This window comes from Pseudomonas sp. AM8 (genome assembly GCF_036346475.1).
GTDB classification, from domain to species: Bacteria; Pseudomonadota; Gammaproteobacteria; order Pseudomonadales; family Pseudomonadaceae; genus Aquipseudomonas; species Aquipseudomonas marginalis.
Map to the genome: position 1 here is coordinate 597144 of NZ_JAOTNX010000001.1, position 14131 is coordinate 611274.

Annotated in this window: 7 protein-coding genes; all 7 read left to right on the forward strand. The window is 62.8% G+C overall.

The features are described 5' to 3' along the window. Positions 1–86: 86 nt before the first annotated feature. The 7 genes from V3W40_RS02980 to V3W40_RS03010 all read left to right on the forward strand — a co-directional run bounded on the left by V3W40_RS02980 (position 87) and on the right by V3W40_RS03010 (position 14105). Positions 87–1667, forward strand: coding sequence for a glucan biosynthesis protein (locus tag V3W40_RS02980; RefSeq protein WP_330214551.1), 1581 nt, complete (start codon positions 87–89; stop codon positions 1665–1667). Further along, the gene (gene bglX / locus V3W40_RS02985; protein WP_330214409.1) at positions 1664–3928 is read left to right on the forward strand and encodes a beta-glucosidase BglX; all 2265 of its coding nucleotides are present in this window, start codon (positions 1664–1666) and stop codon (positions 3926–3928) included. The genes V3W40_RS02980 and bglX overlap by 4 nt, the downstream gene beginning before the upstream one ends. A gap of 81 nt (positions 3929–4009) precedes the next feature. Next, on the forward strand, positions 4010–5629 hold the full coding sequence (locus V3W40_RS02990) for an FMN-binding glutamate synthase family protein (protein ID WP_065926551.1): 1620 nt from the start codon (positions 4010–4012) through the stop codon (positions 5627–5629). Positions 5630–5640: 11 nt separating this feature from the next. Continuing rightward, positions 5641–5925: a putative quinol monooxygenase gene (locus tag V3W40_RS02995; RefSeq protein WP_065926552.1), complete on the forward strand. Its 285-nt coding sequence runs from the start codon at positions 5641–5643 to the stop codon at positions 5923–5925. Between the two features lie 59 nt (positions 5926–5984). Next, positions 5985–6281, forward strand: coding sequence for a cupin domain-containing protein (locus tag V3W40_RS03000; protein ID WP_065926553.1), 297 nt, complete (start codon positions 5985–5987; stop codon positions 6279–6281). Between the two features lie 132 nt (positions 6282–6413). Then, entirely contained in the window at positions 6414–7547 is a 1134-nt protein-coding gene (locus V3W40_RS03005) for an OpgC family protein (protein WP_065948881.1), read from the forward strand. Between the two features lie 66 nt (positions 7548–7613). Beyond that, positions 7614–14105, forward strand: a complete 6492-nt coding sequence (locus tag V3W40_RS03010; protein WP_330214410.1) for an NEL-type E3 ubiquitin ligase domain-containing protein — start codon at positions 7614–7616, stop codon at positions 14103–14105. The last annotated feature ends 26 nt before the right edge of the window (positions 14106–14131 follow it).

Genomic DNA, 14131 nt, shown 5'->3' on the forward strand with positions numbered 1-14131 from the left:
AGGCCTGGACCCTCATCGTCGAAGGAAAGGACAGCATGTCTACGCGTCGCGAGTTCCTCACATACGCGTCACTGGGCGCCTTGCTCATGCCACTGGGCAGGGGCGCCCTGGCGGCCGATACAGCCGACCAGCCCAGCGCTTTTTCCTTCGAAGGCTTGATCGAACAGGCACAGGCCGATGCCTTGAAACCCTACACCTACCCCAGCACCGCATCGGCCGCGCTGCTGGCGCGACTCGACTACGCCGCCCATGGCCAGATCCGCTTCAAACCCGAGCACGCCCTGTTCGCCAAAGGCCCCGGCAAGTTCCCTGTGACATTCTTTCACTTGGGGTCGTTTTTTCGCACGCCCGTCAGGCTGTATGTGCTGGACAACGGCATCGCCCGCGAGATCGTCTACGACCCGGCGCACTTCGATATGCCGGGCGACAGCCCGGCCCATGCCCTGCCCCGTAACAGCGGGTTCGCCGGTTTTCGTATCCAGGAAAGCCGCCTGGGCGACCAGGCCAGGCTGGCGTGGCAACAGAACGACTGGGTGGCCTTTCTTGGCGCGTCGTACTTCCGGGCCATCGGCGAGTTGTACCAGTACGGCCTGTCGGCACGGGCGATTGCCCTGGATGTGGCACAAGCCGGCAAGGCCGAAGAATTCCCCGACTTCACCCACATCTGGTTCGAGCCGCCAAAGAACCAGCACACAAACGCCATGACCCTCTACGCGCGGCTCGACGGCCCCAGTATCTGCGGCGCCTACCGTTTCGAGATCCACCGCACACAGGGCGTGGTCATGGACATCGACTGCACGTTTTTCCTGCGCAAGAACGTCAGCCGGCTGGGCATTGCGCCGCTGACCTCGATGTTCTGGTTCAGTGAAACCGCCAAGCGCACCGCCGCCGACTGGCGCCCCGAGGTCCACGACAGCGACGGCCTGGCGCTCTGGACCGGCAACGGAGAACGTATCTGGCGGCCCTTGAACAACCCGCCACGCACCCTGGTTTCGGCGTTCAGCGACCGGCAACCGAAGGGCTTCGGCCTGTTACAGCGCGACCGTAATTTCGACCACTACCTTGATGGGGTGAATTACCAACGGCGTCCCAGCCTGTGGGTCGAGCCATTGGGCGATTGGGGCGAAGGCAGCGTGCAACTGATGGAAAACGGCACCGACGACGAGATCCACGACAACATCGTCGCGATGTGGGTGCCCTCGGCCCCGGCGGAAGCGGGCAACCGCTATGCGCTGCGGTATCGCCTGCACTGGCTGGCCCGGGAGCCCTACGTTTCGCCACTGGCGGTGTGCGTGGCCACTCGCCTGGGCAAAGGCGGCTCACCGGGTGAGCCGCGCCCGCTGGGGGTACGTAAATTCGTGGTGGAATTCCAGGGCGCCCCATTGGAAAAACTCGCACCGGGGGTCAAGCCCGAGGCCGTGATCAGTTGCTCCAGGGGCGCCCTCAGCCGGGTCTTTACCGAAGCGGTGCCGGACGGCGTCGCCGGCCATTGGCGAGCACAGTTCGACCTGAACGTCGACGGCAAGGAGCCGGTGGAATTGCGCCTGTTCCTGCGCCTGGACGGCCAGCCGCTGTCAGAGACCTGGCTGTATCAGTACCACCCCTTCCATTCGGAATCGACGGCAATCGGTACCCCTTCAACGACCGACACCGGCAATAGTCCATGAGGCTCGGCGGCCAATGGGCGCTGTTCTGCGTGGTGTTCAGTGTCAGCGGCAACGCTCTCCACGCCGGTGAGCAAGACCCCGTAGAGGCCTTGTTGCAACAGATGACGCTGGAAGAAAAAGTCGGCCAACTCAGCCAGCTCGGCGTCCAGGACACACCTACAGGCCCGGTCATTGACCAAGGCGATCTGGCGCAACTGCCCATGAACACCGTAGGCTCGGTCCTTGGCGCCTACGGCGTCGAACAGACCCGCCGGTTGCAGGAACACGTCGTCACCCGTTCGCGCCTGCCTATACCGTTGTTGTTTGCCTTTGATGTGATCCACGGGTTTCGCACTGTATTTCCCGTGCCGTTGGCGCAAGCCGCTGCCTGGGACCCTGACCTGGCACAACGGACCGCTCGCGCGGCGGCCGTTGAAGCGACGGCCAGCGGCATACACTGGACCTTCGCGCCCATGGTCGACATTGCCCGCGACCCGCGCTGGGGCCGTGTGGTGGAAGGCACCGGCGAAGATCCGTTCCTGGGCGCAGCGCTGGCCAGCGCCAAGGTGCGGGGGTTCCACGGCGCCGGGCCTGCCGACCCGTCATATATGCTGGCGACCGCGAAACACTTCGTGACCTACGGCGCGGCCGAAGGCGGGCGCGACTACAACGTCGCCGACGTGTCGGAACGCACGTTGCGGGAAGTGTACTTGCCGCCTTTCCAGGCGGCCGTGGCGGCTGGCGTCGATGGGATCATGCCCTCGTTCAACGAACTGGCCGGGACGCCCCTGCACAGCAACACCGCGCTGTTGACCGGTGTGCTGCGCAATCAGTGGCGGTTCCGTGGCCTCATTGTCAGTGACTTCAACGCCATTTGGGAGCTGAGCCAGCACGGCATCGCCGGCGGTCCGGCCGACCGGGCACGGCTGGCGTTCAACGCCGGGGTGGACATCGACATGGTCAGCCAGACGTACCGCCAATACCTGCCCACCCTGGTGCGCACTGGCCAGGTTCCCCTGACCGCCGTGGATAATGCGGTGCGCCGTGTACTCCAGGCCAAGCAGCGCCTGGGACTGCTTGACGATCCCTACCGCTACAGCGACGAGGCGCGGCAACGGGCCAATGTCCTGACACCGCAGCACCGGGCACTGGCACGCGAGGCCGCGCAAAAGTCCATCGTATTGTTGAAAAACACCGACGCCCTGCTGCCGCTGTCCAAGCACCTGCGCAACGTGCTGGTGGTCGGCAGCCTGGCCACGGACGCCGAGGCCACGATCGGCCCCTGGGCCTTGGCGGCTCATCCCGAAGATTCGATCACGGTCTTGCAGGGCATACGCCGCGCCGTCGCCCCTGGCACCGAGGTGGTTTACCTGCCCGGCGCTTCGCCCATCAGCACCGAGACGCAGAACCTCAACGAGGTCCGGCAGGCCGCCCGCCGCGCCGAGGTAGTGATCGCCGTGCTCGGCGAGCGCGCCGATCAGAGCGGCGAAGCCCGCAGTCGCGCGGACCTCGACCTGCCGGGTGCCCAGGAGGCGCTGTTGCGTGCCCTGCTGGACAGCGGCAAACCCGTGGTCATCCTGTTGATGAATGGCCGCCCGCTGGTGCTCTCGCAGAACGTGCGCCAGGCGCCGGCGCTGCTGGAAACCTGGTTCCTGGGCAGTGAGATGGGCCATGCCGTGGCCGATATCCTGTTCGGTGACGTCAACCCCAGCGGCAAACTGCCGATCACGTTCCCGCGCAACGTGGGGCAGATCCCCCTCTACTACGCGCACAAAAGCACCGGGCGTCCGCCCAGCGGCGATGAAAGGTATACCTCCGGCTACATCGATGAACACTGGACGCCGCTGTATCCCTTCGGCTTCGGCCTGAGCTATACCTCGTTCAGTTACTCCGCACCGCGGCTCAGCACACAGCGGCTGGCGTCCACCCAAGTGCTGAGCGTGGCGGTCACCGTCACCAATACCGGAGCGCGCCCAGGCGAAGACATCGTGCAGTTGTACCTGCGCGATGATGTCGCCAGCGTGACCCGCCCGGTTCGCCAACTACGCGGTTTCCGCAAAGTGCAGCTGGCGCCCGGCGAGGCGCGGGAGCTGACCTTCACCCTTGACCAGGCAGACTTCGCCCTGCTCGACAGCAACTTTTCGCCGGTGATTGAGGCCGGTACGTTCACCGTCTTCGTCGGGGCAGATTCGACCACCGAAAACCAGGCCCGGTTTGAACTGACCGATAGCCGCGCCTTGTCTATTTCGGGCCAGTCCGTCCCATCACCGGGATCAAACTGAGTACACCTGCAGGTTGTCTGGCGTTTCGTTACTGGCGCAGAATGCCGGATCGACCTGAGAGTCCGAACCCAAGGAAACCGTATGAGCCTGTCCTTGCTAAGCCGCTACGCCTTCTTTGCCGTGTGCGTCATTTTCACCCTCGCCAGCCTGCCCTTTATCCAACACGAATGGCTGTGGCCCATCACCCTGGTCACCGGCGTGTTGAGCCTGATCGGTATTTTCGACCTGTTGCAAAGCCCCCACGCGGTGCGCCGCAACTACCCGATCCTGGGCAATATCCGTTACCTGGTGGAAGCTATCCGCCCGGAAATCCGCCAGTACCTGCTGGAGTCCGACAGCGACGCCCTGCCCTTCTCGCGCTCGCAACGATCCCTGGTGTACTCGCGAGCCAAGAACGAAACCGCCGACAAACCCTTCGGCACCCTGATCGATGTGTACCAGCTGGGTTTCGAATTTATCGGCCACTCCATGCGCCCCGCGCCCCTGAGCGACCCCAGCGCCTTTCGCGTGATGGTCGGCGGCCCGCAATGCACCCAGCCGTATTCGGCGTCGGTGTTCAATATCTCGGCGATGAGCTTTGGCTCGTTGAGCGCCAATGCGATCCGCGCGCTCAACCAAGGCGCCAAGCTTGGCAATTTTGCCCATGACACCGGCGAAGGCAGCATCAGCCCCTATCACCGCGAAAACGGCGGCGACCTGACCTGGGAATTGGGCAGCGGCTACTTCGGCTGCCGCACCAGCGACGGCCGCTTCGACCCGGAGCGCTTCGCCGCGCAGGCGCAGAACCCGCAGGTGCGCATGATCGAAATCAAGATGAGCCAGGGCGCCAAACCCGGCCACGGCGGCATCCTGCCCAAGCACAAGGTGACTCAAGAGATCGCCGAAACCCGCGGCATCCTGATGGGCGAAGACTGCATCTCGCCGTCACGTCACAGCGCGTTCTCTACCCCCATCGAGTTGATGCAATTCATCGCCCAATTGCGTGAACTGTCCGGCGGCAAGCCGGTGGGCTTCAAGTTCTGCCTGGGCCACCCGTGGGAGTTCATGGGCATTGCCAAGGCCATGCTCGAAACCGGCATCCTCCCGGACTTTATCGTCGTCGACGGCAAGGAAGGCGGCACCGGCGCCGCGCCCGTGGAGTTCACCGACCATATCGGCGTGCCGCTGCGCGAAGGCCTGCTGTTCGTGCACAACACCCTGGTAGGCCTGAACCTGCGCGACAAGATCAAGCTGGGGGCCAGTGGCAAGATCGTCAGCGCCTTCGATATCGCCAGCGTGTTGGCCATCGGCGCCGACTGGGCCAACTCGGCGCGGGGGTTTATGTTTGCCATTGGCTGCATTCAATCGCAGTCGTGCCACACCAACAAATGCCCCACCGGCGTCGCCACCCAAGACCCATTGCGCCAACGTGCACTGGTGGTGCCGGACAAGGCCCAGCGGGTGTTCAACTTCCACCGCAACACCCTCAAGGCCCTGGCCGAAATGCTCGCGGCGGCAGGCCTGGATCATCCGTCGCAGCTGTCGGCCAAGCATCTGGTACGACGCATGTCGGCCACCGAGATCAAGCTGTTCTCGCAGTTGCATGTGTTCCTCAAGCCTGGCGAGTTGCTCACCGGCGAAGTGAATGGCGAGTTCTATTCGCGCATGTGGCAGATGGCGCGGGCGGACAGTTTTGAGCCCCATGAAGTCGCCGCTGCTTAAGGACCCAGATCGTGTTGAAAGTCATCGCCGAAGATTTCATCAAACCCGAATACCTCGACACCGTACGTCCCTGGTACGCCGAACTGGTGGAAAAAACCCGCCAGGAACCGCTGTGCATCGCCTACGATCTGTTTGTCGATCAGAAAGACCCAGGGCACTTCATTTTCATCGAGCAATGGCCCGACCAGGCCGCGCTCGACACCCATTGCCAGACCGAACACTTCACCCGGCTGGTGCCGCAGATCAATGAGCACCAGGCCAAGCCGTGCAAAGTGCTGCTGATGGATGCGTTCTGACCCACCTCTTCCCCGCTGAACCGGACCACCGACGGCATCGTAGAAACAAGGAGATTCACATGCCGTTACTGGACTTCGCTGCACTCGCCGGGCAACTGCCTGACAGCTGGAAATCGATACGCCTGGGCCAGGTCGGCCCGGCGCGGATCAAGGTGTTGCGCATGGATGAGCAGGCTTACGAAGAAGAGGTGCACGACTACAACGAAGGGCTACTGGTGATCAGCGGCCATTTGCGCCTGAGCATCGCTGATGAAGAGATCCACGTAGAGACCGGCCAGATGTACCTCGTGGAAGCAGGCACCGCTCATGCCGTACTTCCAGGTAGCCAGGGCACCCTGGTGATCATTGACGCCTAGAGACATTCAGTAATACCCAACCTTTGCAATTGCTTACAAATACCGCCAACCTGCGCCCGCCCGACGTGCGGCGTACGACAACCTGCGCGCTCGCCGGTCATTACTAAACCTTTTGTTCAAGAGCCCGCTGCCATGCTGAACGGACGCGACCCGCGCATCGATTTTTTTCGGGGCCTGGCGTTGATCTTCATTTTCTGGGATCACGTCCCCCACAACCCCCTCGGCCAGATCACCCTGCGCAACTTCGGCTTCAGCGATGCTGCGGAAGTCTTTGTGTTTCTGGCCGGCTACGCCTCGGTACTGGCCTACAGCAAGGTCTTGCAACGCGAAGGCTACTGGATGGCCTGCCTGAAGATCCTGCGCCGCGCCTGGGTGCTGTACGTGGTGCATATCTTTTTGCTGGCGATGCTGATGGGCATCGTGTTCTTCGCCAACAGCAAGGTGGAAACCCGCGACCTCGTCCAGGAAATGGGCCTGACGCACTTCATCACCAACCCGCAACAAGCCTTGACCGACGAGTTGCTGCTGCGCTTCAAGCCCAACCTGATGGACCCGCTGCCGTTGTATATCGTGCTGCTGGCGGGGTTGCCGCTGGTGTTGCCGCTGCTGCTGCGCCACACCTGGCTGGTGGTGGCCGCGTCGGCGACGGTGTATCTGCTGGCGCCGTGGATGGGCTGGAACCTGCGGGCGATTGCCGACGGCGTGTGGTACTTCAACCCGGTGACCTGGCAGTTCCTGTTTATCCTCGGTGGCGCGGCGGCGCTGCAGGCCAGTCAGGCGCGCCCGCCGGAACAGCGCCCGCTCAAGCGCCAGCCGTTGTTCATGGCGGCGGCGGTGTACACCGTGGTGGCGTGTGTGCTGACCCTGTCATGGCGCTGGCCCGAGGTGCATGACGCGCTGATGCCGTCGTGGCTCAGCGACCTGATCTACCCCATCAGCAAGACCGACCTGTCGCCGCTGCGCCTGCTGCACTTCCTGGCCCTGGCCTATGTCACCGCCAAGCTGTTGCCGGGTCGCGGCTGGACGCAAACCTGGTGGGCGCAACAAAGCTGTCGCATGGGCCGCTACTCCCTGGAGGTGTTCTGCCTCGGCGTGCTGCTGGCACCGCTGGCGGACATGCTCAACGCCCAGGTCGAGGATGCCTGGCCGATGCAGGTTTTCAGCGCGTTGCTGGGCCTGGCGCTGATGGCCGGGCTGGCGGCGTGGCTGGAGTTCAACAAGCGCCTGGACCTGGCGCTGCGCGGCGAGGCGCCGGCCCTTAAATAGATAGCCCCAGCGCCGGCATGCGCGGTGCTTCCATCTGCCCTCCACTTATCGTGAAAGGTAGAGCGCATGCCGACTCAACAATTACTCAACGGCCTGTCCGGCAATCTGCAATCGAGTACCTCCTGGACCCAGCAACAGGCACTGGAGCTGATCCAGCGCAACGTGATCCAAGCCTTGGATGGCCTGGACGACGAGGAAAAGCGACGTTTCGTAAACCTGCAACGCCAGGCCCTCGCGGCCTTGACGGCAGTCGAGACCGAGAAAGAACGGGTCGTAAGTGCCTTCAAGACCAAGGGCCTGGCGCAATTGCGCGACAGGATCGGCGGGCGCGACCCGGAACAGTACCGCTTCGAAACCACCTACCTGGAAAAAGTGGAACAACCCTTGCCATGGGAGCGGCGAACCGGCAGCCACATCCGAGTGCCGCGTCGTTCGGATATGGACCTGCGCCATATCGAACACGTCAAGAGCCTGTCGCTGTGGGAGGCAGCCTGCGTGAACTTCGGCTTCACCGCGTACGCTCGCACGGATTCCGGCTATACCCTGATTGATGCCAGCCGCGTGGTCGGTCCCGACGGCGACCGAAGCCTGAGTGCCCGCGAGTTCATCGGCATCGCCCGCGAGCTGGACCTGGGTCACCAACTGCACGTTACGATCCGAGCCACGCTGGGCGAGCATGGCACGCTGCGTCAATTGATGAATGACGCCGCGCAGGCCCTGCTGCAGTTCGATGTATTAGACGCCTGGCGCAACCGCGCCCACAACGGTTTGACTCGCACGATGTATGAGCGCCTCAGGGCATCGATCGACGGCAGCGGGACGCAGCTGTCGATCGAGAGCCTGAGCCTGACCTCAGGCGTCACGCCCATTGTCTCCGTGCCATTCGTGGCGTGGGAGAGTTACATTCCCGTGCCCTTGATGCTGATCAAGATTGCCAGCCTCGGGGTGCTGTCCTATTTTCCCTTCCGCCCTGGCGGCGCGTTTCGCTACCACGACGATGCCCGCTCGGCAGAAGCCGACTTTCGTCAGCAACTGCTGGACAGTCACCAGCAAGGCGACCTCGGCTGGTTTTCCCGGCAGTTGCCCTTGGTGGGCTTGTCGGCCTTCCAGTCATTGCTGACCCAGGAAAAACGCCCCGAGGGCATGAACTGGCTGGCGGGCACACTGTACGACGGGTTTCACAACGCCTTCCCGGAACGCACACTCAACGATATCCGCTTCGCCACCGACCCGCATGCCGGCCCCGCCGAGACATTGCGCCAAGCCCTGGCATATCGTCAGTTGCAGCGTTGCCAGGCCGACATGGACACCCTCGCCAGCAGCCGCTCCGAAGCCGATTGGCAAGCCGTCAAGGATGCCGCCGCCGCCATTGCATCCGAAGTCCTGCAACTGCTGCTGACCCCCCTGCCCGGTGGCGTCACGGGCATGAACCGAATCATGCAACTGGCGGTGCTGGGCAGCATGACCTACAGCGTCAGCGTCGGCCTGAATGAAGCCGCCAAGGGCGACGCCAGCGGCTTTGCCTCGACCCTGACCGACGTCGCCGACCTGGCGATCAGCGGACGCCTGATCAATGTCGCGGGTAAAGCCCATCGCCAACGCATGCTCGAACACCTGCAACGGCTGGGCAACCCCCGCAAGGTCACGCGCCCCGACGGCGTGGATGAACTGTGGAAGGCCGACCCAGGCCCTTATGCCCATGATCGGCAATACCTACTGGATGGCAAAAGCGCCGATGCCCTGGGCGTGTTCACCGTACACGGCAAGCAATACGTCAAGCTGCATCATGAAGGCCAGCCCCTGGTAGCCGAAGTGAGCCACGACGTGCCGAGCCTGCGCTACGTGCTCAAGAATGGTCGCAGCAGCTACAAGCCACCCATTGTGTTCGAGCCCGCGCTGCAGGCCTGGACCTTCGACCTGCACAACGCTCATACCCTCTCGGATATCCAATTGCTGCAACGGATGCTGCCCAACGGTTCGTCGGTCATCCATCAGCTCGACCTGGAACGCATGCTGCGCAGCACCGCAACCACCCGCACCACCCTGGATCGGGTCTGGCGTGGCGAACCGGCACCGTTGAACCTGATCGAGGGCGTACGGCGCCTGCAGGCTGACCAGGTGATCCAGCAGATCATCGAACGTTTCCCTGAGCCCGGTTACCTGCCGCCCTACGGTGACAGCCTGGTGCTGTGCCTGCTGACCCAACTGCCGGACTGGCCCGCCAGCCTGCTGCTGAGCATCAGCGACCCGCAACGCAGCGTGATCGAAACCTTCGGCAACCTCGAGCACACGGTGGCCGAGTCAAAGACCCTGACCCTCATCCGCAGTGAAGACAGTGGCTACCAGGTCGAAGGGGATCGTGGCCAGCCGCCCTATCGGGCCGAGCCGCTGTTGAGCCTGATCATCAGCCTGCAACCGGCCCACTCACGGCTGGGCCTGGCGGATCAGGCCGACGCCTCGCCCGAACAGCGGATCATGAGCGTTCGCCGGGACGTGGCCGCGCTGGCGAGCCGTGAGCGGATGGCGTTGTTCGCGGCAATCTTCAGCTATGCCGGGTATGAAAAAAGTGAACCACTCCCGCCCATCAATGCCCGACGCTTCTTGCCCATCCAGGCATCGGCCCCGCTGGTGGCGGTCACGCCGCTGCTCAAGAAACTGCGCGATCTCAATCGCCCCTTGTCCCCAGCCCTGCTGGAACGCCTGCTGCAGCAGCACCCTCTGACACCGCGCCAACAGCAGGCCTACTTGCAGGAGGGGGCGCTGCCCAGCCACTTTCATGAAGAACTGGAAAACCACCGCATCGCCCTGCGTATCGACGCGGCAATCGACGGGCTTTATCACCCAAGGCCCTACAACACTGACGCCGACCAATGGGCCAGGGAGTTCGCATCGGCGCTGGTACGCCATCGGCTCAAGCGCGACTTCGTGATCACAGAAGTGCATGCCGGAGCCATCGCCACCCCCTATCGCTCCAGCGGCCCAGACGACCGAACCGTAGAGCTGCGGCACTCAGGCGACGGCGCCTATGAGGCCTACGACATGCGCAATGCCGGCACGATTGCCGTGTCCCCGGTCGTCGACAGTTTCTACCTGGCCATCGGCTCGGTACTGCAACCCCACGAGCACCAGGCGCTGGGCATGCACAGTGCGACCGATGCGCTGGGCCTGCGCCACACCCTGGGCGACTACATGAGCAGCCAACGCACCCCCGAAGGTTTTGTGAGCCTGGTCAACGGGTCACTGGCGCAGTACGAACACACATTGCCCTTGCCGCCCGCCCTGCAACCGGATGCCCAAGGTATTTTCCCCCTGGAAGGCCGCCACTACCTGCCGTTGTTCGGTTCTCTGTACCGCATCATCTATGACAAGCGCAGCTTTAAATGGCGGCTCAAGCACCCGCAGAAGGTCGGCGTCGACACCCCGACCCTGGAGCACAACGGTCACGGTGCCTGGCGCCTGTCCAGCGAGAACCCGATGAGCTGGGACGACCATAGCCTGCTCTATCGCCTGGGGGGCAATCACCACAGCTTCACCCAGGACATGTCCAAAAACATCCTCGCCCTGACCGACACCCCTGCCCACCTATTGCGCCAGGTTCACCGCTGCGGCCGTGCAGCGCCGCCATTGCTGGTCGACACCTGCAAACGCTTCAGGATCGACCAGGAAATCGACCAGTTCATCGACGCGATGTACGAAACCCCCATCGCCTCCAACGCCCGACCGGACTTGCAATTACTGGTGCTCTCCAGCCTGCCGGAATGGCCCGACAGCCACGTACTGCAAATTGTCGATGACAACCACCAGGTCACCCATCAATACCCGCAACGCAGCAGCCCGGACGACCTGACGGTGAAGATCACCGAATCCGACTTCAAAAACGCCAGGCTGCTGGAAAACATTATCACCCACGATGACGTGACCCTTGCCCTGCTCGGTGAATTGCCGACGACTCACGAGCAGCGCCTGTTCCAGCTGATCACTCGGATCGTCGACTACACCGACCGGGAAAAGGCGCAGATCCTGAGCTCGTTGTACCAACGCAGCGAGTCCGGGGGCAGCGAGTCGGTGCGACGGTTCAAGGCCAAGCATCCCGATCTGCCCACCAGCACCGTCACGGCGATTCTTGGCCACGCCTCGCCACGCGAACTCAAGCAACTGCATGAAAACAACCAATTGAGCCTGCGACTCGCGGAACAGGCGCGCTTGAGTAGCCACGACCTGCGACTGAACCGCGCCTATGAGGGCTTGCATGTGTCTGCCTGCGCCAATGCCGACAGCGACCGGATTATCCTGCATTTGCTCAAACTCCTGCCCACCTGGCCGAGGCATGTGCGCATCGATATTCGCGAACGCGACGAACAGGGGCGCCTGCTCAAAACGGCCGGTCATTTGGTAGGCACCTCGCGCAAGACCGTGGCCAAGACCCATCGTGGCTATCAGGCTTATGACGCCAACAGCGTGCCCCTTGGCCAACCTTCGAACGACTTGCTGAGGGTGATTCTCAGCACCTTGTCGGCGAGCGAGCAAACGGTCCTGGGCGTTACCGATGAAACCGGCATCACCGAACTGCGCCAGCAACTCGCCGATATCGCCCTGTCCCGCCGCGTAGAGATCAAGGGCCTGCTGGATATCCCGCACCTGCAACCCTGGATGCAACCGGCGATGGGCCTGGAGCGTTCGTTCCTGGTGTACCCGCTCTGGTCACGTTTCTGGCCGTTCAACGGCCCCAGGCCGCCGGACCTGGTGGCCAAGGTCCAAGAGATTTATCCGCGTTTCACCCGCGACGACGCGCGCCAATTGATCCAGTCGCTGAACCTCACTGAGCCGGCGGTGTTGATTGAGCTCGAACGTCGCAAGGCCGAGTACCAGACCATGGACCTGGAGTTGCGGCGCTGGAGCGAAACCGTGCTGGATGAAGACAACGTGATCGACGACCCCATCGGGCAGCGCCAGGCCCGGCGCCGCTACATTGCCGAGCAATTGCGCCAGGCATGGCGGCGGGACAACAGGGCGGTCTACATCGCCGGGCTGTTCCACGTGTACTCCCTGGAGTTGCAACTGGACGATGGTGGCCTGCCACCCGCCTCGTTCATCACAGGTACCAGCGGTTTCAGCCATATTGAACACCTGCGGATTTCCGGCAATGCCTTCCCGTCTTCGGCGGTTGAATTCCTCGCTAAATTCAACCAGCTCAAGGCATTGCACCTCGATTGCCGGATGACCGAACTGCCCAGTGCAATCACGGACATGACCTCGCTCACCTACCTGGACCTGAACGACAACGACATCCGCTTGACCGAAGAGGCGGTACAACGCCTGGCAACCATGGTCAACTTGCGCAACGTGGACTTCAGCGACAACCCGGACCTGGCACTCGCCCCGGATGTCAGTCAAATGACCCAACTGCGCATCCTGCACCTGGGTAACACCGGCATCACGCAATGGCCCCGTGGCGCCAGTGCGCTGCCGTACCTGATGGAGTTGCACCTGCAGGAAAACCAGATCTCCACCATTCCAGAAGAGGTCTTCACCAACCCCTGGCTGCAAGCCGCCAATCGCAACACGCTCCTGCATGAAAACCCGCTGTCGGCACCGACCCTGGCGAGTATCGAAGCGTACCGGCTGGATACCGGCATTCGCCTGGGTGGCCAACTGCGTACGCCTCGGCATACGGCTGTGGCCGTCGACGACCTCAGCCAATGGCTGATGGGCGTGCCGCTCCAGGATGTACCGGCACGCAGAGCGCTGTGGGAGGGTTTGAAAACCAATGAGACGGCGAGTGCCGATGATGTGTTCCGGGTCTTGCAGGACCTGACGCGGACCTACGCCTACATCCACGGCGACACCCCAAGGAGAGCATTGACCCACAGAGTCTGGACCTTACTGAGCGCCATGGGCGAGTCGAGGCAACTGCGCGACACGGTATGCCTCAACACCTACGGCTCAGGCGACTGCGGCGACAGTGTGCTGCTGGCGTTCACCAACATGGAGTTGCATCACCGTATCCACCAGGCCAAGCAGCAACCCCGCAGTTACATGGCCGACAGGGCCTTGCTGGCGCTGGCCAAGAGTTGCTTCTACCTCAATCAGCTGGATCACTTTGCCGATCAGTTCATTCTTGAGCGTGAACGGGCCAACCTGACGGTCGACCCAGCCGAGGTAACGGTGTACCTGCGCGAAAAACTGGCCCGTGAGTTCGACCTGCCGTTTTATCCGCTGGAACTGCTGTACACCGTGAATGACTACGTCACGGACGAGGTGGTCAACACTGCGCGCAACACCCTGCTCCGGCTTGGCGAGTCGCCCGCCTTGCAGGAGTGGATCTTGATGAGCGAATTCTGGATCGAATATTTGGCAAGTAGCGAGCCGGAGCCGTTTCTGACCATCAAGGACACCATGAGCTACAAAGTCAGCGTGCTCGAGCAGCAACTGCCGGACAAGCGTTCGGATGCGTACCTGGAGCGCCGCCAGTCACTGGCCGAGGAAGAACGAAGTGAACATAACCGCCTGGTGCGGCAACTGACAGAAGGCACCCAACTGACCCTGCAACACGTCTGACCTGTGGCCTGCCTGTCGCAAGGGGC

Coding starts and splice junctions, on each gene's coding strand:
- V3W40_RS02980 (WP_330214551.1), top strand. CDS start 87: ATGCCACTGGGCAGGGGCGCCCTGGCGGCCGATACAGCCGACCAGCCC.
- bglX (WP_330214409.1), top strand. CDS start 1,664: ATGAGGCTCGGCGGCCAATGGGCGCTGTTCTGCGTGGTGTTCAGTGTC.
- V3W40_RS02990 (WP_065926551.1), top strand. CDS start 4,010: ATGAGCCTGTCCTTGCTAAGCCGCTACGCCTTCTTTGCCGTGTGCGTC.
- V3W40_RS03000 (WP_065926553.1), top strand. CDS start 5,985: ATGCCGTTACTGGACTTCGCTGCACTCGCCGGGCAACTGCCTGACAGC.
- V3W40_RS03005 (WP_065948881.1), top strand. CDS start 6,414: ATGCTGAACGGACGCGACCCGCGCATCGATTTTTTTCGGGGCCTGGCG.
- V3W40_RS03010 (WP_330214410.1), top strand. CDS start 7,614: ATGCCGACTCAACAATTACTCAACGGCCTGTCCGGCAATCTGCAATCG.